General features: G+C 61.8%; 25 protein-coding genes. 10 read left to right on the forward strand and 15 right to left on the reverse strand.

From position 1 onward, the window contains the following. Positions 1-69: 69 nt before the first annotated feature. The 4 genes from qcrB to ctaE form a co-directional block, all read right to left on the reverse strand. Positions 70-1743 (reverse strand): cytochrome bc1 complex cytochrome b subunit, encoded by a 1674-nt coding sequence (qcrB, locus tag AC1DJW_RS07690; protein ID WP_476901073.1) that lies wholly within the window; start codon positions 1741-1743, stop codon positions 70-72. Continuing rightward, a complete protein-coding gene (gene qcrA, locus AC1DJW_RS07695) occupies positions 1721-2791 on the reverse strand; it encodes a cytochrome bc1 complex Rieske iron-sulfur subunit (protein WP_284752219.1) in 1071 nt (356 codons plus the stop codon). Before qcrA ends, qcrB begins: the two co-directional genes overlap by 23 nt. Positions 2792-2890: 99 nt before the next feature. Next, positions 2891-3679, reverse strand: a complete 789-nt coding sequence (qcrC, locus tag AC1DJW_RS07700) for a cytochrome bc1 complex diheme cytochrome c subunit (protein ID WP_284752218.1) — start codon at positions 3677-3679, stop codon at positions 2891-2893. An 88-nt stretch (positions 3680-3767) separates the two neighbouring features. Then, on the reverse strand, positions 3768-4406 hold the full coding sequence (ctaE, locus tag AC1DJW_RS07705) for an aa3-type cytochrome oxidase subunit III (RefSeq protein ID WP_236810900.1): 639 nt from the start codon (positions 4404-4406) through the stop codon (positions 3768-3770). Between the two features lie 148 nt (positions 4407-4554). On the opposite strand from ctaE, the gene trpD reads away from it, so the two are divergent. Next, entirely contained in the window at positions 4555-5613 is a 1059-nt protein-coding gene (gene trpD, locus AC1DJW_RS07710) for an anthranilate phosphoribosyltransferase (protein WP_476901074.1), read from the forward strand. 23 nt (positions 5614-5636) lie between these two features. Here the strand turns inward: trpD and AC1DJW_RS07715 are convergent, their stop codons facing one another. Then, complete coding sequence (locus AC1DJW_RS07715) at positions 5637-5918, reverse strand: Lrp/AsnC family transcriptional regulator (RefSeq protein ID WP_078108932.1); 282 nt, start codon at positions 5916-5918, stop codon at positions 5637-5639. 61 nt (positions 5919-5979) lie between these two features. After that, positions 5980-6378: a DUF3054 domain-containing protein gene (locus AC1DJW_RS07720; protein ID WP_284752216.1), complete on the reverse strand. Its 399-nt coding sequence runs from the start codon at positions 6376-6378 to the stop codon at positions 5980-5982. 120 nt (positions 6379-6498) lie between these two features. On the opposite strand from AC1DJW_RS07720, the gene AC1DJW_RS07725 reads away from it, so the two are divergent. Together AC1DJW_RS07725 and AC1DJW_RS07730 are read left to right on the forward strand one after the other, a co-directional pair. Then, the gene (locus tag AC1DJW_RS07725; RefSeq protein ID WP_284752215.1) at positions 6499-6873 is read left to right on the forward strand and encodes a VOC family protein; all 375 of its coding nucleotides are present in this window, start codon (positions 6499-6501) and stop codon (positions 6871-6873) included. Positions 6874-7028: 155 nt separating this feature from the next. Beyond that, the gene (locus tag AC1DJW_RS07730) at positions 7029-7448 is read left to right on the forward strand and encodes a VOC family protein (RefSeq protein WP_284752214.1); all 420 of its coding nucleotides are present in this window, start codon (positions 7029-7031) and stop codon (positions 7446-7448) included. A 59-nt stretch (positions 7449-7507) separates the two neighbouring features. On the opposite strand, the gene AC1DJW_RS07735 is transcribed toward AC1DJW_RS07730, so the two are convergent. Continuing rightward, positions 7508-9034 carry an LCP family protein gene (locus tag AC1DJW_RS07735; protein WP_390277299.1) on the reverse strand — a complete coding sequence of 509 codons (1527 nt, stop codon included), beginning with the start codon at positions 9032-9034 and terminating at the stop codon, positions 7508-7510. Between the two features lie 118 nt (positions 9035-9152). Here AC1DJW_RS07735 and AC1DJW_RS07740 point away from each other — a divergent pair, with 118 nt between their 5' ends. Continuing rightward, positions 9153-9785 carry a LysE family translocator gene (locus AC1DJW_RS07740; protein WP_284752212.1) on the forward strand — a complete coding sequence of 211 codons (633 nt, stop codon included), beginning with the start codon at positions 9153-9155 and terminating at the stop codon, positions 9783-9785. 81 nt (positions 9786-9866) lie between these two features. Here the strand turns inward: AC1DJW_RS07740 and AC1DJW_RS07745 are convergent, their stop codons facing one another. The 8 genes from AC1DJW_RS07745 to AC1DJW_RS07780 form a co-directional block, all read right to left on the reverse strand. After that, on the reverse strand, positions 9867-11489 hold the full coding sequence (locus AC1DJW_RS07745) for an ABC transporter permease (protein WP_476901075.1): 1623 nt from the start codon (positions 11487-11489) through the stop codon (positions 9867-9869). Further along, positions 11486-12472, reverse strand: a complete 987-nt coding sequence (locus tag AC1DJW_RS07750) for an ABC transporter ATP-binding protein (protein WP_476901076.1) — start codon at positions 12470-12472, stop codon at positions 11486-11488. The genes AC1DJW_RS07745 and AC1DJW_RS07750 overlap by 4 nt, the downstream gene beginning before the upstream one ends. Before the next feature lie 139 nt (positions 12473-12611). Continuing rightward, positions 12612-13295 (reverse strand): alpha/beta fold hydrolase, encoded by a 684-nt coding sequence (locus AC1DJW_RS07755; RefSeq protein ID WP_459341642.1) that lies wholly within the window; start codon positions 13293-13295, stop codon positions 12612-12614. Between the two features lie 78 nt (positions 13296-13373). Then, positions 13374-16109 (reverse strand): LuxR C-terminal-related transcriptional regulator, encoded by a 2736-nt coding sequence (locus tag AC1DJW_RS07760; RefSeq protein WP_476901077.1) that lies wholly within the window; start codon positions 16107-16109, stop codon positions 13374-13376. Between the two features lie 126 nt (positions 16110-16235). Next, positions 16236-17714 carry an MFS transporter gene (locus AC1DJW_RS07765; RefSeq protein ID WP_390277287.1) on the reverse strand — a complete coding sequence of 493 codons (1479 nt, stop codon included), beginning with the start codon at positions 17712-17714 and terminating at the stop codon, positions 16236-16238. Beyond that, on the reverse strand, positions 17711-18277 hold the full coding sequence (locus AC1DJW_RS07770) for a cysteine hydrolase family protein (RefSeq protein ID WP_390277285.1): 567 nt from the start codon (positions 18275-18277) through the stop codon (positions 17711-17713). The genes AC1DJW_RS07765 and AC1DJW_RS07770 overlap by 4 nt, the downstream gene beginning before the upstream one ends. 5 nt (positions 18278-18282) lie before the next feature. Continuing rightward, the gene (locus AC1DJW_RS07775) at positions 18283-18750 is read right to left on the reverse strand and encodes a MarR family winged helix-turn-helix transcriptional regulator (protein WP_476901078.1); all 468 of its coding nucleotides are present in this window, start codon (positions 18748-18750) and stop codon (positions 18283-18285) included. A gap of 76 nt (positions 18751-18826) precedes the next feature. Continuing rightward, positions 18827-19693, reverse strand: a complete 867-nt coding sequence (locus AC1DJW_RS07780; protein ID WP_476901079.1) for a PhzF family phenazine biosynthesis protein — start codon at positions 19691-19693, stop codon at positions 18827-18829. A gap of 164 nt (positions 19694-19857) precedes the next feature. Between AC1DJW_RS07780 and AC1DJW_RS07785 the strand changes: the two genes are divergently transcribed. The 6 genes from AC1DJW_RS07785 to AC1DJW_RS07810 all read left to right on the forward strand — a co-directional run bounded on the left by AC1DJW_RS07785 (position 19858) and on the right by AC1DJW_RS07810 (position 23411). Then, positions 19858-20490: a dihydrofolate reductase family protein gene (locus AC1DJW_RS07785; RefSeq protein ID WP_476901080.1), complete on the forward strand. Its 633-nt coding sequence runs from the start codon at positions 19858-19860 to the stop codon at positions 20488-20490. 109 nt (positions 20491-20599) lie between these two features. After that, a complete protein-coding gene (locus tag AC1DJW_RS07790; RefSeq protein WP_476901081.1) occupies positions 20600-21082 on the forward strand; it encodes a GNAT family N-acetyltransferase in 483 nt (160 codons plus the stop codon). A 258-nt stretch (positions 21083-21340) separates the two neighbouring features. Next, complete coding sequence (locus AC1DJW_RS07795) at positions 21341-21856, forward strand: hypothetical protein (protein ID WP_390277276.1); 516 nt, start codon at positions 21341-21343, stop codon at positions 21854-21856. Between the two features lie 152 nt (positions 21857-22008). Further along, the gene (locus tag AC1DJW_RS07800) at positions 22009-22686 is read left to right on the forward strand and encodes an AAA family ATPase (protein ID WP_476901082.1); all 678 of its coding nucleotides are present in this window, start codon (positions 22009-22011) and stop codon (positions 22684-22686) included. Between the two features lie 159 nt (positions 22687-22845). Further along, positions 22846-23121 carry a type II toxin-antitoxin system Phd/YefM family antitoxin gene (locus AC1DJW_RS07805; RefSeq protein ID WP_390277272.1) on the forward strand — a complete coding sequence of 92 codons (276 nt, stop codon included), beginning with the start codon at positions 22846-22848 and terminating at the stop codon, positions 23119-23121. After that, positions 23118-23411 (forward strand): type II toxin-antitoxin system RelE family toxin, encoded by a 294-nt coding sequence (locus AC1DJW_RS07810; RefSeq protein ID WP_390277270.1) that lies wholly within the window; start codon positions 23118-23120, stop codon positions 23409-23411. The genes AC1DJW_RS07805 and AC1DJW_RS07810 overlap by 4 nt, the downstream gene beginning before the upstream one ends. Positions 23412-23481: the final 70 nt, after the last annotated feature.

A 23481-nucleotide genomic window follows, 5' to 3' on the forward strand; every position in this document is an offset into this window, starting at 1 on the left:
TGAAAGCCCGAACAACGAGAGAAGGCCCCGTCCACGTGGACGGGGCCTTCTCTGTGCTCTCTGCGGGAGCTAGTGGCTCAGGCTCTTGTGCTCTTCGCCGGACTCGATGGCCTCATGGTGGCCGTGTCCGTGAGCCGCTTCAAGCTCGGCCGGTGTTGCCGGAGAAACACGGTCTTCGAAGAACCACTTGGACAATGCCGCGCGGCGCTTCTCCTTCGGGGTGACCACACCGTGCTCGTTCGGCTCGGCCGGCAACGGGGAAGGCGACTCGAAGCCTACAAGCTTGTAGTGCTTGTAGTCGTCGAGGGGTGCGTGTACCTCGATGAACTCACCGTGCGGCAGGCGCACGATGCGGCCGGTTTCGCGGCCGTGCAAGGCAATTTCACGGTCCTTGCGCTGGAGCGCAAGGGCCACGCGCTTGGTCACCATGAACGCAATGATCGGGCCGATGAAGAACAGCGTACGCAGCCAGTACGTGACGTCGTTCAGGGCAACGTGGAAGTGCGTCGCGATGAGGTCCGAGCCGGCAGCGGCCCACATGACGCAGTACCAGGTAAAGCCTGCGACGCCAATGGCGGTACGTGTGGGAGCGTTACGCGGACGGTCGAGCACGTGGTGCTCGCGGTTGTCCTTGGTGATCCAGCGTTCGATCCACGGGTACATGAACAGCACCGTGAAAATGATGCCTGCGGGAACCAATGCGGGCAGCAGCACATTCAGCGTCAGCACATGGCCGAAGATGATGTATTCGAAGTGGAAGTCGTTGACAACACCAGGCATGAGTCGCAAGGCGCCGTCGACGAAGCCGATGTACCAGTCGGGCTGGGTACCGGCCGACACTGGGGAGGGGTCGTACGGTCCGTAGTTCCAGATCGGGTTGATAGTGAACATCGCGGCCATGAGCGCGACGACACCGAACACGATGAAGAAGAAGCCACCGGCCTTTGCGGCGTAAACCGGTCCCAAGGGGTAACCGACGACGTTGCCGTCGTTGCGACCCGGGCCGGGGTACTGCGTGTGCTTGTGCACAACCACCATGAAGAGGTGGATGACGATCATCAGCAGAATCATGGCCGGGACCAGCAGGATGTGCAGCACGTACAGGCGGCCGATGATGGCCGTACCCGGGAACTCGCCACCGAAAAGGAAGAACGAGATATACGTACCGATCACCGGGATGGACTTGATGACACCATCGATGATTCGCAGGCCGTTACCGGAGAGAAGGTCATCGGGAAGCGAGTATCCCGTGAAGCCTTCAGCCATGGCCAGGATGAGCAGGACGCCGCCCACCACCCAGTTCATTTCACGAGGCTTGCGGAAAGCACCCGTGAAGAACACACGCAGCATGTGGACACCAAGCGACGCCACGAAGAGCAAAGCCGCCCAGTGGTGGACCTGGCGGAAGAACAAGCCACCGCGAATGTCGAAGGAAATGTTCAGCGACGAGTTGTACGCGACCGACATTTCGACGTTGGTCAGCGGCGTGTAAGAACCCGTGTAGTGGGTCTCGGCCATCGACGGGTCAAAGAAGAACGTCAGGAAGGTACCCGACATGAGGAGAATGACGAAGGAATACAGCGCCACCTCACCGAACATGAAGGACCAGTGGTCGGGGAAGACCTTGCGGCCGAATTCACGCAGGATTCCGGATCCGCCGACGCGCTCGTCAACGAAGTCCGTGATCCGGCCAACCTTGGTTTTGGGTACGAAGGGGACTTCAGCTGTTGATGAGGCGCTCATGCTCGTCACGCTCCCAGTAACTCGGTCCTACAGGTTCTTTGAAATCGCTCGTGGCTACGAGGTAGCCCTCAGCGTCTACCGCGATGGGCAGCTGGGGGAGCGGACGGCTGGCGGGGCCGAAGATAACCTTGCATTCCTTGGTGAGGTCGAAGGTTGACTGGTGGCACGGGCACAGCAGGTGGTGCGTTTGCTGCTCATAAAGGGCAACGGGGCAGCCGACGTGGGTGCAGATCTTGGAGTAGGCAACGATTCCGTTGTAGCTCCAGGTTTCGCGGCCCTTGGAAATCGTCAGGTCATCCGGGTTGAGGCGCATGAGCAAAACGACGGCCTTGGCCTTCGCGTTGAGCTTGCCCTCCTGGAGTTCGTTGAGGCCTTCCGGGATCACGTGGAACGCAGAACCAATGGTAACGTCCGATGCCTTGATCGGAGTTCCGTCGGGGTCGCGGGTGAGGCGCTTGAGCTTGCCGTCCTGGGGAGCCCACATGGTGTGAGCGAGGGTGTTGTCCGGGCGGGGACCAAGGTCACCGAATACTGCCAAGGCCGGGAGGGGCGCCAGCGCCACGGCACCCAGAAGGGTGTTGCGGATCAGCGGGCGACGCTTGATGCCGGTTTCCTCGACGATGTCCTCGACGATTCGCACGGCTGCCTGGCGGTCTTCCTCGGTACGGATGGCGTGGCGCTCTTCCGATACCTCGTGGTCCGGCATGAGGGCCTTGGCCCAGTGCACGATGCCCGTGCCGATGCCAAGCATCGCGAATGCGGTGCCAAGGCCGAGCAACAGGTTCTGGGTGCGGATCGTTGCGATCGTGGAGTCTTGCCCAAGATCGATGGCAAAGTACGACACCAGGAAGATCACCGTGCCGATGACGGAGATGCCAAACAGTATGGCTACCTGTCGCTCGGCTCGCTTAGCGGCTCGCGGGTCCGTGTCAGCCAGGCGCAAACGGTGCGGAGGAAGCCCAGGATCCTGGAACTTCTCCACAACATTCTGACCAGCCGTAGCTACGGTGCCCGAGTGGTTCGGACTGCCGTCACTATGGTTGCCCATAATTCGCCTCATCCTTCTCTCGTTGTCCCGGCCGTAACCGGGTTAATGTTCAATTCAAAACTGCTGTGGGGACAGCAGAAGTTCTTGTAGTGCGCTGGCCTAGGACGTACGGGACGTCAGCCAGATGGTGAAGGCGATGATGACGCCGAGGCCTGCAACCCAGACGAAGAGACCTTCGGATACCGGACCCAGGCCTCCGAGGTCGTTTCCACCCGGCGAGCCGTTGGTTTCGATCTTCTTCAGGAAGGTGATGATGTCGCGCTTGCCTTCAGGAGAGATGTTGGCGTCGTTGAAGACGGGCATGTTCTGCGGACCAGTGGCCATGGCTTCATAGATGTGCTGGCCTGAGACTCCAGCCAGGGCCGGAGCGAACTTTCCACGGGTCAAGGCACCGCCGGCGGCTGCGGCGTTGTGGCACATCGCGCAGTTGACGCGGAAGAGTTCGCCACCCTTGGCGGCATCTCCGTTTTCGTCGAGCAGCGATGCATCGGGAATTGACGGGCCAGCGCCGAGCGAGGCGACGTAGGCTGCCAGCTGCTGGGTTTGCTGGTCGTTGAACTGCCTCGGCTTTTCCTGGGCCTGGGGTCCGTTCATCTGCATGGGCATACGGCCGGTGCCAACCTGGAAGTCAACTGCAGCAGCACCCACACCGACCAGCGAGGGGCCGTCCTTGGTTCCGCTGGCGCCCATGCCGTGGCAGGTGGCGCAGTTGGCGGCGAAGAGCTTGCCGCCTTCCTGGGCGTCGCTTGCGCTGAAGGTAGTGGTGTCTGCCTTCGCCTGGTTGACCGTTGTGGCAACGGCGTAGAGCCCACCAGTGACGAGGAGTCCCATCAGCAGCAGCGCAATGGCTGCCAGTGGATGACGTCGCTTCTGCGAGAGTGCCTTCACGTGGTGGTTCCTTTTTTCGATCCTGCGTCGGCTCCGCGAGCCGCTTCTTTAAAATTCATCCTCTTGTGGAACAAGAGTCGGTGCCGGGCTACTTCAGTACGTAGATGACCAGGAAGAGGCCGATCCACACAACATCCACGAAGTGCCAGTAGTACGAGGTGACGATTGCCGAGGTCGCTTCAAAGTGCCCGAACTTCTTGGCGGCGTATGCGCGCCCAATGATGAACAGGAAGGCGATGAGGCCGCCAATGACGTGGAGGCCGTGGAAGCCGGTTGTCATGTAGAACGCGGAACCGTAGGCATTGGCCGAGAGCGTAACGTGCTCGGACACAAGCATTGCGTATTCGGTGGTCTGGCCGGCAACGAAGAAGGAGCCCATGATGAACGTCAGGATGAACCATTCGTTCATGCCCCAGCGGGTGAACTGCAGAACACCACCTCGACGGCGCGGCTCAAGTCGCTCGGCGGCGAAGACGCCCATCTGGCAAGTGAAGGAACTTGACACAAGAACGATCGTGTTTACAAGCGCAAACGGGAAGTTGAGCTTGCCGGTTTCTTCCGCCCACAGCGCGCCCGACGTGGAGCGCAGCGTGAAGTACATGGCGAAGAGACCGGCGAAGAACATCAACTCACTGGAAAGCCACACAACGGTTCCAACGGAAACCAAATTGGGGCGATTCAGCGTCGGGTGCGCCGGGGTACTGGGGGCATGGGTCGCAGATGTCACAAGGACATTATGTCTGTAAAAGTCCGGACTTCCCAATGCGAACCGCCATTTGGGGAGACTTTTTCTACAAACACGCGAATTCGCGCGGAAAAGTTCCCGACGTCCTTAGCATTGGTCACGGAGCAGGGTGGATCGCTAGCATCAAGTGGTGACTTCACAGGCATCTGCAGAGCAGGCAAGCAACTCGTGGCCCGGACTCATCTCCGCATTGATCGACGGGCATGACCTCTCGGTCGGGAACACGGCATGGGCCATGAACACGATCATGTCCGGGGAGGCCGCCCCTTCCCAGATTGCCGGTTTCCTGGTGGCCCTGCGCGCCAAAGGGGAGACGGTGGATGAAGTCACCGGACTGGTCGAGGCGATGCTCTCCAACGCCAAACCTGTGAGCATTCCGGGCGAAAAGCTTGACATTGTGGGAACCGGCGGCGATCGCCTCAACACGGTCAACATCTCGACGATGGCTGCCCTTGTGGCGGCGGGGGCGGGTGCGCGCGTCGTAAAGCACGGCAACCGGGCGGCATCGTCGTCGTCGGGCTCGGCCGACGTCCTGGAAGCCTTGGGCGTGAGGCTCGACTTGCCGATCGAGCGCGTAGCCCGCAACGCCGAGGAGGCGGGGATCACTTTTTGCTTCGCCCAGGTATTCCACCCGTCATTCCGGCATACCGGCGTGGTGCGGGCGGAACTTGGCATTGCCACGGCGTTCAATTTCCTGGGACCGATGACCAACCCGGCCCATGTCCAGGCTTCAGCCGTGGGTGTTGCCAACGCCACCATGGCTCCGTTGATCGCCGGGGTCCTGGCTCGGCGAGGGAGCCGCGGACTGGTGTTCCGCGGGGAAGACGGCCTTGATGAACTCACCACCACAGGTCCATCCACGGTGTGGGAAATCAGGAACGGGCACGTCACGGAGCAGCGGTTCTCGCCGGTGGATCTTGGGATCGCTGCGGCGACCGTCGCCGATCTTCGAGGCGGCAACGCCGAGGCGAATGCCGCCGTCGTGCGCGAAGTACTTGAGGGGAAGCCGGGCCCGGTCCGCGATGCCGTGTTGCTCAACGCCGCCGCAGGCTTGGTGGCCTTCGACACTGCCGCAGACGGATCGTTCCTGGATCGAATGAAGTCAGCTTGGCTGCGGGCTGCGGAATCGATCGATTCCGGAGCGGCTACCCGGGTCCTTGACACGTGGGTCGGACTCACCCAAAGGTAGGCAAAGCGCCAGGATGCCGGCGGTTACTGCTCGAAGCCGAGCGAAAACGCGGCATCCAGATCATGCTGTGAGTACGCGCGGAAGGCGATGTGCGTGGTGGTGTGAACCACTGCGGGAACCTTGGAGAGTTTGTCGGCAATGACGTCCGCCAATTCCTCATGCTTCGCCACTCGCGCCACGGCAATAAGGTCCCATTCCCCTGTGACGGAGTAGACCTCGCTGATCCCTTGGATGGCGGAGATCTCCTCGGCCGTCTCCGGGATGCGTGAAGCGTCGGTCTTGATCAGGACAAAAGCGGTGATCACTGGGGGCGGCCTTTCCGAAGTGCAGCAGTGGACGTAGCAAGCCTAGTGCATCGGCGGGTGCTTAGGACCGGCGGCTCCGGCGGCGGACCCGCACCACGAGGGCGATCACAGAACGGTAGCCAAGCAGCAGTATCGCCAAGCTGATGAGAGCGACAATGATGAATGCTAGTACTACTGTCTGTCCGGTAGCCGCACGCAAAAGCATGCCCCCGGCCACGGTTGCAAGCCACACGGCGACGCCTGCCGGCCACGTCTGGAAGGGTGCCCGCCAGACCTTCACGGTGAGCCATCCGATCGCGGCGCCGGCAAGAAACGGCCAGGCCGTGGCAAAGACCCCTGTCAGAATGTCAGCACGCTGGTGTGCGTCGCGGCCGATGGCAGCGAAAACAAGAATGAGAATGGCGTCGGCCAATCCGGCGATGAGGGCAGTGCGGACCAGGGCGGGTTTTGCAGCAGGCATGGACACGACACTATCCCGCACTGATGCCGAACTCGAACCGGCACATCTTGAACCAGCAACGTGGACCGCGGAAGATATGGCTACCGAAGTTGAGGTGACGCCAATCCCCGGAGGTACAACATGAGGTTAATCCAGGTTGCCCAGCGGGCAGTGGACCTCGACCGTGCAGCGGCGTTCTACTCCCGGCTGCTGGGCAGCGGGCCAAGCGGAAGATTCGATCCGCCCGGCCTGCTCTTCTTCGATCTCGACGGCGTCCGGCTTCTCCTCGATCGCGGCGCTCCGGCGTCGCTGATCTACCTTGACGTAGTCAATCTCCAGGTCGCTGTTGACGAACTCCGCGCCTCAGGGACAAAGATCATCCAGGAACCACAATTGGTCTACAGTCACGTCGACGGGAGCCTCGGACCAGCTGGAACCGATGAATGGATGGCCTTCGTCGAAGACAGCGAGGGCAACACCGTAGGCCTCGTCGGACGGGAGACGAGCGGCAGCTAGGAAGCGGGGCGGCCGCCGTCGGGCAGGACACACGACAGCGGCTGAGAGCGCCCTCCGGGCGCCGGACAAATTGCCTGTGGATGGTCCCGTCCGGCGCTGTTAGCATGACGAAAAGGTAGCCGATCGCGCTGCCCCAAACACTGAGGAGCCACGTAATGACCACGAACCTCAACCCGTACATCAGCTTTCGGGACAACGCCAAGGAGGCGATGGCCTTCTACCAGTCGGTCTTCGGAGGCGAGCTGACTCAAAGCACTTTCGCGGAGTTCCACGCGAGCGAAGACCCCGCCGAAAGCGACAAGATCATGCACTCGGCACTCAAAACAGACAACGGACTGCTGCTCATGGCCGCAGACACCCCCAACAGCATGGACTACAACCCGGGAAACAACATCTCGGTGTCACTCAGCGGCGAGGACGAAGCGGAACTCCGCGGCTACTGGGACGGACTGGCCGACGGCGGGACTGTCACCGTGCCGATGGAGAAGGCACCCTGGGGAGACATCTTCGGGATGCTGACTGATAAGTTCGGCATTGCCTGGCTAGTCAACGTTTCGGGGGAGCAGCCTCAGTAGTACAAACAGAAAGCGCCCTCCGCCCCGCAATGGGGGACGGAGGGCGCTCTGTCTTCCGGCTATCCGACCGGGTTGGTCGTCTGGCAGGTCTGGTCTTGGGCGGTCTGGGCAACTACATCGTTGGGCTTGGGGGCCGGAAGCGTCGGCTTGTTGCCACTGGCGAAGTCTTGCCCGGCGTAGAGCTGGACCCCCTGGACGCTGGCGACCTGCTGCACGCTCGTCGCAGGCAAACCGAACATTGCGGCGACGTCCGCGGCAACGTCGGCAAAGCCTGCACCGTAGTAGACCATGGTCTGTGCCCTGGCGTCGGCTTGGATCCTGGACAGCTTCGTGAATCCGCCGGCGGAGAGAATCGATCCGATCTCCTGGCTTCTGCCGGTCACGCCCGTTCCATTCGCGACGGTGATCGGTTGAAGCGACTTGTCGTATCCGGCTTTCGGGGCTTCCGTGGATGGAGCAGGGGACGCCGCGGCGCTTGGTGCGGGCTGGCTGAGGTCGGGGCTCTTGGTCAGGGCAGCAAAGAAGTTGCTTGCAGCAGGCTGGTCGAGGTCGAGCCGGTTGGGATCGGACGCCGCCGGGACGTTGGGCACAGTGATGAAGTTGACCTTGGCCGGGTCAATGTTCTTGAGCCTGCCCGCGATGGTCAACAGGGCCGGAACCGAGGCAAGACCGTTGTCGACGGTGAGGTTCTTCGTGACTGTATCGGCGATGCTCAGCATCTTCTGGGGGTTTCCGAGCGTTCCGTCGGCCTTGAGCTTCCGTACGAGGGAACCGAGGAACGATTGCTGCGCCTTGATTCGTCCGAGGTCTCCGCCGTCGGAAAATGCATGGCGGGTGCGCAGGAAAGCCAGGGCCTGGTCGCCTTCCACCTGCGAGGTGCCCTTGGGCAAATGCAGTCCGGAATCTGGGTCGTTGACTGCAGTGCTCACGCAGACATCGACGCCGCCGACGGCCTTGGATAGTTCGGTCACGGCGTTGAAGTCGGCCATCATGAAGTGGTCAACCTCCAAACCCGTGAGCTTGTTGACGGTGTCAACTGCGCAGCCGATGCCAGCCTCGGCCATCGCACTGTTGATCATGGCATTTTGCCGTTCGGGGTATTGCTTGCCGGTTTTGTTGTCGGTACAAGCCGGTACGTCGACCAACAAGTCCCGGGGGAAACTGATGACGTTGACATGGTTGTTGTCCGCGGAAATATCCAGCAACATCATGACGTCCGATTGGCCGTAGCCCGAAGATTGGTCGGTCGTGCCGAACTGCCCGTTCTTCCCGCTCCTGGTATCGGTACCCAGAACGAGGATTTGAAGCCGGTCCTTGCTGTCGTCCACCGGTCCTTCCGTCCTGACGCCTCCGGCGCCGAGTGCGGATGATGAGATGTTGGACTGAAGGCGCCACACCCAATACCCTCCAAACGCGATGACTGCGATCAGCAAGACAGCCACTGCGGCGCTGGTGATTTTGAACCAGCGGGGCGAACGGCGGAAGCTGAACCGCCGGCTGCGGGCAGCCAGCTTTCCCTGGCCCGGGTAGGCAACAGGGGGTGACTGACCCGGCTCCGGGCTGGGTGCATCGTGGCGAGTGACCAAAAGGGAACTACCTCTCCAGGGGAAATACGGACGGCCCTATTGTAGCTGTGGGCTCTGGGAAGGTTCCGTGAGGCCCGCGGCGCCCAGTGCAGATACCGCGCAATGATTCAATGGGAGCATGACTCTGAGTTCACTTGCGGCGTTTGTTGGGTTGTGCGTGATTTTGGCCCTCACTCCGGGTCCTGACTCGTTCCTCGTCTTGAGGTACAGCCTGTCAAACGTCAAGGCCGGCCTCTCAGCGGGTCTCGGCTCCTCGCTCGGCAGCATCTTTTGGGCAGGGCTTGTCGGCATTGGATTGGCGGCGCTTCTGGAACAGTCGGCCGAGGCCTACCGGGTAGTGAAGATCATTGGTGGCTTGTACCTGATCTACCTGGGGATCAGCGCCTTTATCCACAGCCGGCGCGGCCAGTCCACCCACCAGGAAGAAGACGTCCCGGGGACGGGCCCCAAACTGCGCTCGAGCTTCTTCGCGGGACTTGTATCGTGCATGCTCAACCCCAAAGTCGGCCTGTTTTTCCTCGCGGTTGTGCCCCAGTTCCTACCTCCGGGGGAAGCGTCGCTTGGACTGACGATGATGCTCGGAGTCATCGACTTCGCAATTTCGATGCTCTACCTCGGAGTCCTGTCCTTGGTGGCGACTAAGGCCGTTCTCTGGCTGAAGAGACCATCTGTCACGAAAGCGCTCGAACGGACGTCTGCCGCGATCCTCACGGCACTTGGCTTGGGGACTGCGGTTTCGGCAAACAGCTGAAGGGGATGACGCAGGTCTCGCCCTGAGCCAGTTCGAGTGCCGTACCTTCCTTGGCCTGTGGGGAGCGGCCGTTCCCCAGCGTTAAGCCGTGGTCAGTTCACGCTGTTTCATACCTACTGTCGCCAGAATGGCGACCACCACCGCGATGCATAGCATCCATATGCCTCCGCTCCAGTCCGTGGAGGTGCCGATCGGCACAGGGGAGTGGGTGAACGGCGACATGTCGCGCATCCATTCCGGCATGCCCACGAGTCCGCCGAACAGCCCGAATACCGTGCCGAGGCCCAGCAGGGTCCAACCCAGGCCCACGGTCAACCCGGGCAACACGACGAACACGAGTGCCAGCACGCTGAGGTACAGCAATGCTGCCGGCAGTTGGGCGGCTGCCGCCGCGAAGGAGTCGCCGACGCGGGCAGAATCATCGCCGACTGCCACGGCACTAAGCCCCGACGCAGCCGCGCCACTAAGAAGCACCAGCACGATTGAAGCGGTGCCCACCGTGAGGTAGCCAACCAGCCACCGGCTTCGCGATACCCGCGTGGCGAGCACTTGTTCTGCTGTTCCCGAGACCTCTTCCTGCCGCATCCTGATGATGACTTGTGTTGCACAGGCGGCCGCAAGCACGCCGACCATCACGAAAATCGCTGAGATAAAGAGCTGGACGAGCGAGCCTTTGCCTCCGGGAATGAGGCTCTCCATGACTTTCTCCACATTTGGGTCGGCTGTTGCCGCGCCGGAGACTGCATGTGCAAGCGTGCCCGTGAGGAGACCAGCGACGGCGCTTCCAACGCACCAACCCACAACTGTCGGCCATTGCAGTCGCCACGCGAGACCCAGTGAAGTGGAGAGGGAATTGCGGGCATCCACGCGGCCGAGGCGGCCAGGGAGCAAGCTGGCACCGCTATCGCGTCGTGCCTGAAGTACGAAGACCAGCGAGAGGAATGCGGCGGTAAGCGCCAGGTTAAGCAGCAGGGGAGTGAGGGTGTTCGCGTCGTAGGCCAGGGTTTGCTGGCCCCAACCGATGGGTGAGATCCAGCTCCACCATGCCACCGTCATGTGGAGGTGGTCGACGGATGGCGTGCCGAGCGCGTCACCGATGCCACGGATGAGATATGCGGCTGTAACGGTCGCAGCGGCCACGCCGTTCGCGCCCCGGGAGGTGCGCATGAGTTGAGCGGCGAATAGTCCGACGGCGAGGAAGGTGAGCCCGACGGCGGCGGTCGCGCAGCCGGCGACGAACGATCCCTTGGCATCCAGTCCACCGGCAATGAAGGCGAGCGCCACGAAGAGCCCGTTGACAACGTTGACGAGCGCACCGTAAATGATCGTGGCCACGGTGGGCAAAGTGCGCCCGGCCGGAGTCGCGGCGAGGAGTTCGGCCCTCCCGGACTCCTCCTCGGCCCGCGAGTGCCGCACCGACAGGAAAGTGTTCATGAGGCCGGCGAGCACGGCGATGAACGTGAAGATTTCAAAGAAGACGAATTGATCAAGCCCGCCTCCTTCGGGTGTTCCCCGAAGCATCAGAATGCTTGGGTTGGCGACGGCGAGCTGCAGGATATTCTCGCGTCCCGCGGGGTCGCCGTACGTCTTTTCAACCGCGGAGACGGAGAAGAGAGCCAGTAGCGCGATGCCGACAACCCAGATCAGCAGCTGTAAGCGGTCGCGCCGTAGTCGCTGAAGGAGCAACGTGAGCAAAGTGCTCATCGCAAGCTCGCCTCCTTGGCCGCTTCCCGACGTCGGGCCTTGCGTGACGGGTGCAGCGCGAGCGACGCTTCAGCCGGGTTGAGCTCGTCACCGTAGTGCCGCAGGAACAGTTCCTCGAGCGACGGCGGAGCGACCCTCAGGCCTTTGACGTCAAGTTCCGTAAGCACGGGCAACAGGGACGAAATCTTGTCGCTGTCGACTGTGAAGCGGGCACGACCGTTGACCAGGGCGACGTCGTGGACTGATGGAATGCGGGCAATGTCGGCGTCCGTCAGCCCGTTGCGTGCGAATGACACCTCGGTCCGGGTCAGGTGGCGCAGCTCGGCAAGGGTTCCGGATTCGACCGTCTTGCCGGCGCGGATGATGGTCACCCGGTCGCAGAGTTGCTCTACCTCGGACAGGATATGGCTGGAGAGAAGCACGGTGGTGCCTAGCGACGCCGCCCGCCTGATCTCCTGGTTGAAGACGCCTTCCATGAGCGGATCCAGCCCGCTGGTGGGTTCGTCGAGGATGTACACGTCGGCTGGCGACGCAAATGCGGCTATCAGGGCTACTTTCTGGCGATTGCCTTTCGAATAGGACCGCCCCTTCTTGGACGGGTCCAGCTGGAAGACTTCGATGAGCCGGGCCTTGCGCTCAGCGTATGCCGCCTTGTCGGCTGTGCCGCCGCGCAGGCGGCTGAGTAGGTCGATCGCCTCGCCACCCGAGAGGTTGGGCCACAGGCTAACGTCGCCCGGCACGTATGCAATGCGCTTGTGCAGTTCCACCGCGTCCGTCCACGGATCCTGACTGAAGACCGTCGCGCTTCCGCCGCTGGCCCGGGCAAGACCAAGCAGCACCCGGATGGTGGTGGATTTCCCCGCGCCGTTTGGGCCGAGGAAGCCATGCACCTCCCCGGCGTCGACAGATAGCTCGAGTCCGTCGAGTGCGCGAACCCGTCCGTAGCGTTTCTCAAGGCTGTGGGCCTCAATCACTGTGTTCATTGTTCGCACGCTACGCCCGATTCACAAATTTGTGAATGTTCTTAACGGAACCTTAATGCGGTGGCGGAAATGGCCGCACCGCCACACGGCGCGCAAGTGGCCGGTGGCGGTGCGTGGCTGGCTCAGTTCCTGGTCCAGCTCATCCGACGGAGGCAGCAGCCTTCCTGATCACGTCGGCGACCACCTTCGGCCGCGACACATAGACGGCGTGGCTTCCCGGCGTCTCGCTGACCGTTGCGCCTATCCGCTCTGCCATGCTCGCCTGGGCCACCGGCGGGATCATATTGTCCTCGGTGACATGCAGATACCAACTTGGCTTCACCCGCCAGGCGGCTGAGGAAACGACTCCACCGAGCGCTTCGAGGCCCCACGGAACTTGTGCGTCGGCCAGGAATGCAGCTTCCTCGGGGGTGACGTCGCCGGCGAAGGACTCATGGAACTTGTCGCGGTCGAGGAAGAGGTACCCGTCGACGGGCGGCAGGATGGGTGGCTGCGGGCCGTCGGCGGGGAACGTCCCCAGCAATGAGTTAACGGACTCGCCCTGGTCCGGGGCGAACGCGGTGATATAGACAAGCGCCGCTACTTTTTCGTGATTTCCGGCTTCGGTGACGACTGCCCCTCCATACGAATGACCCACGAGAACGACAGGCCCATTGGCTTTGTCAATCACTTGGAGGGTGGTTGACGTGTCGTCGGCGAGCGACTTTGTGGGGTTCTGCACGACGCGCACCTCGAAGCCATCGGCTGTCAGCTCGTCGTACACGCCCCGCCAGCCTGATCCGTCGACGAATCCGCCGTGAACGAGAACGATCGTTGGTTTCATGCTTTGCTCCTCACAGTGTTGGACAGGAGCAACGCTAGGCTTCCGGCCGCGCGTGGTAATCCGTCAATTGACGTACATTCAGGGACGTAGATTGTTTGGCCCGGACGAGAGGGCGTCACGCAAACCGGCCCGCGTCGAGATCCCGAGCTTTGAGAAAGTACGCGAGAGATGAGTGGAAACAGTTCGCGGCGACAAGAAGAGCGATTCTGCGATCTGTTTGTTCGAGAGCCCCGTTGCAGCGAGGTCGGCCACCGCGGATTCTTGCGGGGTCAGTGCGGCGGAGCGCGCCTCAGGTGCGCCAAGGGCGCGAAGTTCCCTGTCCGCGCGCGAGGCCCACGCCTTGGCACCCAATTGGTGGAACACGGTCTTCGCTTCGCCGAGTTGGATCTTGGCGGCCGAGCGTTCCCGCCGACGTCGGAGTTCCTCTCCGAACAGCAGCTGGATCCGAGCGTGATCGAACCGCCAATGCTCGCCGTCTGGCGCGGCAAGTGCAGACTCGAACTTTTCCTTCCACGCCGGGCCCTCGTCCAACAATCCATGGGCGGCCAAGACAAGGGCGCCGAGCCGCGAGGAGTGGCTGGCGACTTCAATACTTTCGAACGCCCGTAGGTGCAATAGCGCCTGGGGCCTGCGGCCCGATCGCGCGCCTGCTTCAATGAGATCGAAAGACGACCAAATGGCGTGCGGGATGTACTCCGGAAGAATGCCTGGCGGGCTGATCGTCGCCGCGTGAGTGAAGGCCTCTTCGAACCGGCCGGCCGGCAAAGCCGTGAGGCACCGGATGTGTGACGAATAATTGGCGAGGGCGACAAGCCTGCGGGGCGCCGCCCAAATGAGTAGCTCTTCGGCGATGCTATGGGCTAGGGCTTCCTCTCCACGGGCCGCCTGAACCAGCGCTTCCAGGAACCTGGCCGGTGCAGTGGTCAGTGCGTAGCCGTGTTCTATCGAGAGTTCCATACCCTCTTTGACTAACAATTCGAGCTCGTCCCAGCTGCCACTGAAGTAGTCGTCATTGGCGAGCAGAAAGAGGGCCTGAATGGCGGGGGTGATGGCTTCCCCTCTACGACCGTCTTCGACGACGTGCCAGAGGGCATCGCGCATGCCTCGGAGAGAATCGATGTAGGCTCCAGCGGTGGCGAAACGAACTATGTGAAGCGGGTCGGTAACGAATCGAAGACCATCTATCGCGCGATGAAAGCGCTCGATGGCTGCTCCCTCAGCGCGAGCCGTATCAACGAAGAGTTCGAGCTGAAACTGGAGTACTTCGGGCAGCCGGCCTTCAGGTGACGACTGGGCCAAGAGAGATTGCCAGAAGTCGCCATTGCCCCCGAAAAAGCCGACCAGGACGAGCGTGTAGAGAGCTTCGGCATAATCGCGGCCTTCCGCTTCTTGCTGCGAAGTCCCTGCTGCGAGGGCGGCAAGCAGGAGTCTGCTTGCGGTTGCAACGTCCCCCTCGCTGTTGAGCAGGTTGTACGTGACAGCGATGACGGTCGCCAGCTGTGGTGAACGGGACTGGTTTCGAAGCGACTCCGCGAGCAGAGCCGGACTCTCTCCGATTGCCCCGGCAATCGATGATCCAAGGTATGCCGCGCGTGCCACTCGGCGCTCACGGCCGCTGAGGGAAGGAGTCAGTTCCGCAGCCCTGAGCATTGCAGCGGTTGCCCGGGTGCCGTCGCCGATTTCAATGAACCGCTGGGACACGTTTTCGAGAAGCGCCGCAACATCTTCATCGGGGCCTGTTGCTGCTTGGCCGAGGTGCCAGGCCCGCCTTTCAGGTTCGTCGGCGAAGGCGTCGGCGAGGGTTGCGTGCACGCGCCTGCGCTCTTCGTCCGTTGAGCGCTCGAACACCGCCGAGCGGATCAGTGGGTGACGAAATTCCCAACGCCCGGAACGGGAGTTGAAACGCACTACGCCGGCGCACTCTGCGGGTGAGAAATCATTGTGGCCCGTGCTCGTTGGAATGCATCTTTCGATGGTCATCCTGTTCTCGGCCCCGGCAAGGACCACGAAGAGCAACATTTCACGGGTGTGCGGAGGCAGCGCCGAAAGCCGGTCTTCGTAAAGCAGTTTCAGCCGGTTCGTGAGCGGCAGCATGCTGGGCAACGGCTGCGCACGGGGGTATTTGAGAGCTGCGGGGAGCTCCAGCAATCCGAGTGGATTGCCGAGCGCCTCACTTTGGATCCGCCGTCGAACGCTAGCGGGCAGAGCCGGAAAGCGGTCGACGAGCAGAGCGTCCGCGGCGTCGTCGCTGAGCGGAGGAACAAGAAGGGACGGAAAGCCGCTGCGGACGAAGACTGTGTCCTCATCCAGTCGTGCTGCCACAAGGATCTTGGCCGATGCGCCGCGAAGACGGCGGCCAAGGTAGGTCAGCGTCATGGCGGAAAGAAGGTCCATCCATGGAGAGTCATCCACCATCAGGAGCACGGATTCCGATTTTGCGGCGGTCAGTTGCAGGAGGGAAAGCGCCGCGGCGCCGGCAGCGAGGAGGCCGGGCATCGCCCCGGTCCGAAGTCCGCAGATGATGCCGATTGCCCTCTGGTGATCCGGCGCGAGCTGGGGGAGCGAGTCGATCAATGGGAGCAGCAGTTGGTTGACTGTGCTGTACGGAAGTTCGGCTTCGAACTCAAGGGCCCGCGCGCGAAGCACTTGAGTGCCGTTCAGTGCTGCCCGATCGCCGAGGAATTCAAGCAGGGCCGATTTTCCGACTCCGGGTTCTCCGCTGACCACGAGGAGGGAGTCTCTTCCGGATTCGTTCAGGAAAGCATCGATCCACTCGACCTGGACATCCCGACCATGCAACTTTGCTTCAATCAACTTGAGTCTCCGACGCGCGGTCTTCACCTATGAGGAAAGGTTAGGAGACGAGTTGAAGCGTGACAAGGATTTGCTCGTGACGGCCATGACCCGGCGGGCGGCCCCGGTGACCACCCGCCGTCGGGCTCAATGCTCCGCGGCGACGGCCGGAACGCTGCGGTCAAACGCCGTCAGGAGAACCATGGATGCACCGATGGCGACCAGGATCCACGCCAAAGTGTGGAAACCCGCATCGGTGGCGGACGGCCCGAAGGCGATACCGATGAGGCTGGAGGACCCGATCGCGCCCAAGTACATCGACGTCCGCAGCAACCCGGAGGCCACCGCGATCTCCGCGGCAGTCGTCTGCAGGTACAGCGCCGCCTGATTGGCGAAACTGCTGAAGCCGTTGGTCAGGCCCAGCAGGAGGGTCATACCAATGAGCAGCGCGACGCCGGATCCGTGGTTCACCAGCAGCATCACTCCTGCGGAGAGCGCCAACGCGACGCCCGCAAGGATCAGGGGCCAACGGATCCACGCCCGAGCGGAGACGACCCGCGCCACGACGATGCTCAGCAGGCTTAGCGGAATCAGAATCAGCCCTACTGTCGCCGCGTTGAGCCCCATGCTTTGTTCCATCCACTGGCTGGCCCCGTACATCGAGGCATATGTGGCCAGTGCGGCCAGGATCGAACGCAGGTAGGTGCGCTGCAGTGGTCGGTTCCTGCCCAGCATCCGGACATCGATCAGCGGACTGCGGGCGTGCCGTTCCCGCAACAGCAGCACCCCCGCCAGCACCACCGCGAGCACGGCCAGCCACCAGGCCGGCGTCGTAAGGGCCGAAAGGAACACGAGCAGCGAGACGATCGCACCAGCGAAGAGGGCGATCCCCGGCAGGTCCAGCATGGTGAGCAGGCTGCGCAGGCCCTGTGTGCGGACCGGCGCATCCTTCGCCACTCCTAGCAAAGTGAAGGTGAAGGCCAGCAGGGAGAGCGGAATGTTGACTGCGAACAGGGCCCGCCAGCCGAACGAGCCGGCCAGCACTCCACCAAGGGGCAAACCGACGACGGCGGTCACTTGGGCCGCGATCGAAAAGTTGCCGAGGACGCGGCCCGGCACGCCGATACCGGATTCATCGGCCCGCCGGCGGACCAGCGCCATCGCCGTCGGGTAGCACGCTGAAGTCCCGACACCGATGAGTGCCCGCGAAACGAGCAGAACGCCGAGGTTTGGAGCCAGCACTCCTACAACCCCTGCCAGCAAAAGGACGGCGACGCCGCAGAGGAATACGCGCCTGGGCCCGAAGAGCACGGAGAGTTTCCCCATGGTCGGTTGGGCGACTGCGCTGCATAGATAAAGGACGGATATGAGCCCTGCGGTGGCGCCCGGACTCGAGCGAAAGTCAGCCCCGATGCCGACCAGCGCGGTGGCGATCATTGAGCTGTTGATCGGGTTCAGCGTGGAGCCAAGGAGCAGCGGTGCCGTGAACCTCCAGCCCAGCGGGTTCGAGGACCGATTCCCTTGGCCTGAAGTCTCGGCCCCAGTCGCGGACCGTGGGGGAGTCTGTGGCCGGTCGCCTGTGTCAGCCGACGGGCTCGATGGTAGGGCAGCGTCCCGCGCGGTCACGACCGGGTGGCTTTGAGCACGTCCAGTATTTCTTGCGTCGTTCCGGTCTCGCCCAGTCGGGGAAAAATCGTGGTGACGGAGTTCTCGTGGGCGTTCATCGTCAGATCGGTCATCGCATCGAGGGCCAAAGTGACATTGAGGCCGGCTTCGTGGGCGCTCCGTGCAGTGGATTCAACGCCAATGCTGGTAGCGACACCGGTCAGAACCACCTGGGTTACACCGAGGTCCTCCAGGAGTGCCCCAAGGCCGGTGTTGGTGAATGCTCCCCAGGTCTTCTTGGTGACAAGGTGGTCGCTTGGTTGCTGGTTCAGTTCAGGCAGGAGCTCGGCGAAATCGGCGGGGAACTCCCTTCGCGCGCTGCTGCCTTGATCTGTCCGGCCGGGGGCGCCGCCGGCGACGTTGACCAACACCACGGGCAGTCCGTGGCTACGGAAGGCATCCGCAAGCGCAGCGGAATTCTGCACGATTGGCTCGAGGGGATGAGCTTTCGGGGAAGCAACTATTCCCCGCTGAAGGTCAACAATTATGAGGGCGGTCTGTGGGTCCAAGGTGGTGATGGTCATGGGTATCACGGCTCCAGAAAGCGTTTGAGTAGGTGGATGGCGCCGGGCAGCCGTTCCCGCTCGTCCGGCGTGAGTTTGGACTGGATGGTGCGGTACAGCCAATCAGCCTTGGCCGCACGGCTGGCGCTGATACTCTCCCGGGCTTCGGTTGTGAGGGACAGGATCCGCTGGCGGCCATCGGCTGGATCAGGGCCGCTCTCAACGAGTCCTGCGCTGGAAAGGGCGGAAATGATGGCGCCCATGGACTGGGGACGCATTCCCTCTGCGCGGGCCAGCGCGGACAAGGTGGCCTGGCCGTCACGATCCAAATGGATCAGCACGGCCTTTTGCGCATTTGTCAGTTTGTCCACTTGGGTCAGGTTGTCCACTTGGGACTGCTCACGCAGCCGCCGGGTCAACTGGCCAATAAGGACACGAAGCTCCGCGGCAGCTTCGAGCATGCCCGCCGCATCTGCGTCCGGGGGAGGGTTCATAACAACGACGCTAGCAGATAGTAAGGCAAACTGAAAAGGTTGCCTTACTATCTTTATTCTGTGGGGCCCGGATTGGTTATGAGGGCTCGGCAATCTCTACGGCTTCGCCACTCACGACAATCCCACCCTGCGGCGGGATGTCGACCGTGAGGACACTCGGGCGGCCGACGTGGCTGCCTTGGTGCACAATCACCCGGGTGGGCGTCTCCACGAGGGAAAGCAGCCGAAGGTACGCGCCGAAAGCCGCGGCGGCTGAACCTGTCGCCGGATCTTCAGCGATGGTTCCTACGGGGAATAGATTGCGTGAATCAAACTCGCCGCCACCGATCTCGCAGAGCGTCGTGACGGTGCCGGCCCAGCCCTGGACATCCATCAGCGCGCGCATGGCATCCGGGTCGAAAACGAAGGAGTCAAAGGTGCTCCGTTCGGCGAAGACCAGAATGGGGTGCCAGTTTCCGGCAAAAGCAACCATCGGCGGGTAGCCCGGGTGCAGTTCGCTTTGGCCCACGCCGAGCAATCCGAGCAGGGAACCCAGAACACCGTCGGAGAACTCGGCAATTTGGGGCTCCACGCTCGTGAAGCTTGCCGTGACCGTGCCGCCGCGGCCCGCCGTCTCAATCACCACTGGCCCTACCTCAGTGTCGAATACAAAGGTTCCCGCACCGTCGCGCCCTGACAGCGCGACAGCCAAAGCGATAGTCGCATGGCCGCAAAACGGTACTTCGGCGATGGGGGAGAAGTACCGCACACGGTTTCGGCGGCCGTCCCCGTCAACGGCCATCTCGGTAACAAAGACCGTTTCCGCGTAACCGATGTCAGCCGCGATTCCCTGCATCCCGGCGTCGTCAACGCCGCTTGCGTCCAGGACGACTCCCGCCGGATTTCCTCCGTCGGGAGTGGCGGTAAAGGCGGCATAACGCAGTACATCCGGGGTCTGTTCCATCCGGATATCGTCGCATGGAAGGCGCGGCCATGGTCGAACCGCTCGTGGCACTCTTTAGCGTTCGACGGCGATACCACGCCGAGGGCGTGAGGCTTGGGAGAATGTGGGCAAGTAGCGTGGATCCAGAAGGGGTCCGCGGCCGTTGTTCGACGGGGTGAAACGACATGAGGTTGAAGACCACGACCAACGTCTCAGTGGACGGCGTGATGCAGGGCTTGGGCGGAGCCGACGAAGATCGCAGAGGCGGCTTTGACCGCGGGGGATGGGCCATACCGCTTCTCGACACCGAAGCGGGGGACTATCTCAGCGAGGTCTACGGCGGTGCGTCCGCGTTCCTCTTCGGCCGGCGGACCTACGAGATTTTCGCCCCTTACTGGGGAGCGATGATCGATCCGAGCACCAACCCGATCGCGGCCGCGTTGGACAGCCGCCCCAAATACGTCGCATCAACGAGCCTCACCGACCCGCAATGGTCTGGCACCACGGTCCTGGCCGGCGACCTCGCCACGGCAATCGCTGAGCTGAAGGCACATCACGACGGCGACCTGCTGGTACCGGGCAGCGGCGTCCTGGTCCGATGGCTGCTCGCGAACCACCTGGTGGACCAGCTCGATTTGATCACCTATCCCGTGGTGGTCGGCCAGGGCACACGGTTGTTCCCCGAATCCGGCCCGGACCTGGCGCTCGAGCTGCTCAACTCACGTACGACGTCCCGGGGCATCACCATCCAGTCTTATCGGCCCGCCGGGCGTCCGGAGTACGCAACATCCACGGTGGATCCGGAGGAGGTGTTTTAGGGCAGCATTCTTTGTCGCGGTTCGCACGCGTTTCTGAAGGACAGTCACCGCCCATTCTGGTTGGTGTTGGCTGGATTATGCCCTGTTCATCGTGCGAAAGGCCCATTCCATGTTCATACGACCGTTTGTTCCCACAGATGAGCAGCCAATTTTAGATCTGACTTTGTCGGTCTTCGAACCCTTCTACGAAGAATCGTTCCGCCCGCTGATGGGAGAATTGATTTTCTCCGTCCAGCACGGGAGCTGGCGCGAAGATTATGTGTCGATGATCCCCGAACTGCATAAACCCGCTGACCACCAATATGTCGATGTTGCTGAGGCTGAAGGTTGCCTTGCCGGTTATGTTGGCTGGAGCGTCGAACCGCTGCGAGACCATGGGAGGATTAGCATCCTCGCGGTGGCCCCCGCGTTTCGCGGCGGCCATGTTGGCCGCGATCTTTGCGAGCACGCCATGCGTGGAATGAAGGCTCTCGGGGCGAGGATCGTCGAAACCGGAACAGGTGGCGATTCATTTCATGCGCCTGCCAGGGCACTTTACGAGAGTCTTGGCTGCAGGCAGATTCCCGTGACGGTCTACTTCAGGGAACTCTAGGCCAGCCGGCGAAGGAAGCTTGCCGATGAACGGGGGAGAGAGGGGCATTCCGCTCTCAATTAAGTTGACCCAAATCGTCGAAATCCTGCGTTTGATGTCGTGTCAGCCATTGTTCAACCGAATTGTAAATAGTGGTTCCGCCAGCGCAAGGTCCCGTGAGGGGAACTTTGAGCGTCCGTCGAGCGGCCATCCTTCGTAAGGCAGAGGTGGTGTCGGGAGCCACTTACGCTCGGGTTTTGGGCCATTTACGCTGATGAGATGGTGGACTGGGAAGCAGCCGGTCAAAAGAGCAACCTAAAGTTGTTGCGCTCGATGTTCTGGATTCAAGTCACGCTGTGCGTGCTGAGTGTTGGGGCCGTGCTTCTCGTTTTCTATAGAGCCGACGCCAAGACAAGCGTGTGGGACTTTGCTCCGGGAGTCGGCACATTGGTCTTGTTCACATTCATGCTGCCGTACACGTACAAACGTTGGCAGCAGGCGCGTTTGCTTCCGGTAGATAAGTATCCTGTCCGCGCCAGCCTCGAAGTCCAGCGGAGATTCCGCCGGCTCACTTACTACATGATGTTCTTCACGCCAATCGCGCTGGCCTTGAACTTGCTGCCGTTCACCTCCGAGCCGTGGATCTGGATCAAAGTTGCCATCCTCGGGGCTGGAGCCATCGTTTTGGGCGTCTGGGCCACCCGGTTTTCACTGTGGCAAAGGGACGAATTCTGGCGAGAACAAGGCAAGGACCCCAAACTCCCTGAACGCCCTGCCAGGCCGGACGCCCCATAATCCAAAACACACTACTGTCGGTCATCGCCGTCGCGGCGATGACCTGCCTTCTTCGTCAACCCATCGAATCCCGTAGGCCTGAGAGAGCCATTTCCCTTGACGCGGGTGTCATTACGTGCGCTATCGCTTCGGATTGTCCCCAGAAGTATCGGGTGGCCATCGGCTTAGCCTGCGGTTGGGAGGTCGAGACTGCGGGTGATCCGCAAAGGCCTGGTTATGATTCGATCATGGCGGGTTTCCGAGAAGGAATTGTTCTGAACGGAACGGTAGGGTCTGGCAAGACCACCGTGGCCGATTGTATTGGTGAGGCTTTAGAAGTACTCGGAATCGCCCATGCCATCATCGATCTGGACGCGATACGCAGGGCTTGGCCAACGCCAAAGGAAGACCGGTTCAACCACGAACTTGAACTCGTCAATCTCGCAGCGCTGGTCAATAACTATACTGGCGCCGGCATCGAAGCTTTCGTCATCGCCGGTGTCATTGAGGACGCCTCCGAAGTCAAGCGTTATTCTCGCGCCCTCGGAGGCAGACCACTCCGGGTGTATCGAATCACCGCCAGCGAGGGCGTCATAAGAACCCGCCTGATGAAGCGGCATCAGGGGGATCCGAAGCGACTTGGCTGGCATTTGGCCAGATCGGTCGAGTTGGAGAACATTCTGATCAATGAATCCTTGGACGACGTGGTCTTGGACTCAACGGACAGGACACCAGAATCCGTAGCGCGGGAAATCTTGGAGTTGGCAGGCGTCCGGCCGATGCAGCGTGACCAAGGCGTCGCTGGCGTTCTCGGCGTGCAGGAACGCCCGCGGGAGTCCCGGGAGGCATAAAACCGTGCAATTCCGGGATCGACGCATCTCGACGAAGCCCAGGGGATCGGGGCGAATTGATTCATGTGATGAGATACGCAGAATATTGCTTTACATAATGTAGATTATCGGCTAAAAGTCAGGCTAGTTGATGGCCTGATATCAGGCTATAATTCCAGCATGAGAACGGTACCGCTCAGCGAAGCCAAGGACAAGCTGTCCGCCCTCGTGGAGGAAGCCGACAGGACGCACGAGATCATCCAGATCACCCGTCACGGGCACCCGTCAGCGGTGCTGATGTCCGCCGATGACCTGGAATCCCTGCAGGAGACCATCCACTGGTTGTCACAGCCGGGCATCCGCGAAGACCTAGATCAGGCCCGGCGCGACATCGTCGAGGGCAACACGACCAGCGGCGCAGACCTCCGCCGCGAGTTCGGGCTGCCGCCGCGGTGACCGACGCAGAATCCACTGGTTCCGCCCCATGGAACGTCGAAGTCACCAGCCCGGCACTGAAGGGTTTCCGGCGGCTACCGGAGAAAGCAGCAACCGCGATCGTCGAATTCGTCACCGGCGCACTTGCCGACAATCCCCACCGACTGAGCAAACCCCTTACGAACGAACTGCTCGGACTCCGCACCGCACGGCGCGGCGACTACAGGGTGCTGTTCACACTCGACATCGAAGAACGCATCCTGTATGTCCTCCGCATCGAACACCGGTCCGACGTCTACAAGCCGCGTTAGCCGAACTCCTTGAGGAAAGATGCGCCATTGGTGAGCAACGGCGAACTTCCTTAACGAAAGCCCGGACGCT

Source organism: Arthrobacter sp. 05L417 (genome assembly GCF_056397865.1).

What these genes read in the sequence shown, in the direction of transcription:
- qcrB (WP_476901073.1), bottom strand. Translation starts at nt 1,743, where the DNA reads ATGAGCGCCTCATCAACAGCTGAAGTCCCCTTCGTACCCAAAACCAAG.
- qcrA (WP_284752219.1), bottom strand. Translation starts at nt 2,791, where the DNA reads ATGGGCAACCATAGTGACGGCAGTCCGAACCACTCGGGCACCGTAGCT.
- AC1DJW_RS07720 (WP_284752216.1), bottom strand. Translation starts at nt 6,378, where the DNA reads ATGCCTGCTGCAAAACCCGCCCTGGTCCGCACTGCCCTCATCGCCGGA.
- AC1DJW_RS07725 (WP_284752215.1), top strand. Translation starts at nt 6,499, where the DNA reads ATGAGGTTAATCCAGGTTGCCCAGCGGGCAGTGGACCTCGACCGTGCA.
- AC1DJW_RS07730 (WP_284752214.1), top strand. Translation starts at nt 7,029, where the DNA reads ATGACCACGAACCTCAACCCGTACATCAGCTTTCGGGACAACGCCAAG.
- AC1DJW_RS07740 (WP_284752212.1), top strand. Translation starts at nt 9,153, where the DNA reads ATGACTCTGAGTTCACTTGCGGCGTTTGTTGGGTTGTGCGTGATTTTG.
- AC1DJW_RS07745 (WP_476901075.1), bottom strand. Translation starts at nt 11,489, where the DNA reads ATGAGCACTTTGCTCACGTTGCTCCTTCAGCGACTACGGCGCGACCGC.
- AC1DJW_RS07750 (WP_476901076.1), bottom strand. Translation starts at nt 12,472, where the DNA reads ATGAACACAGTGATTGAGGCCCACAGCCTTGAGAAACGCTACGGACGG.
- AC1DJW_RS07755 (WP_459341642.1), bottom strand. Translation starts at nt 13,295, where the DNA reads ATGAAACCAACGATCGTTCTCGTTCACGGCGGATTCGTCGACGGATCA.
- AC1DJW_RS07770 (WP_390277285.1), bottom strand. Translation starts at nt 18,277, where the DNA reads ATGACCATCACCACCTTGGACCCACAGACCGCCCTCATAATTGTTGAC.
- AC1DJW_RS07775 (WP_476901078.1), bottom strand. Translation starts at nt 18,750, where the DNA reads ATGAACCCTCCCCCGGACGCAGATGCGGCGGGCATGCTCGAAGCTGCC.
- AC1DJW_RS07780 (WP_476901079.1), bottom strand. Translation starts at nt 19,693, where the DNA reads ATGGAACAGACCCCGGATGTACTGCGTTATGCCGCCTTTACCGCCACT.
- AC1DJW_RS07785 (WP_476901080.1), top strand. Translation starts at nt 19,858, where the DNA reads ATGAGGTTGAAGACCACGACCAACGTCTCAGTGGACGGCGTGATGCAG.
- AC1DJW_RS07790 (WP_476901081.1), top strand. Translation starts at nt 20,600, where the DNA reads ATGTTCATACGACCGTTTGTTCCCACAGATGAGCAGCCAATTTTAGAT.
- AC1DJW_RS07795 (WP_390277276.1), top strand. Translation starts at nt 21,341, where the DNA reads ATGGTGGACTGGGAAGCAGCCGGTCAAAAGAGCAACCTAAAGTTGTTG.
- AC1DJW_RS07805 (WP_390277272.1), top strand. Translation starts at nt 22,846, where the DNA reads ATGAGAACGGTACCGCTCAGCGAAGCCAAGGACAAGCTGTCCGCCCTC.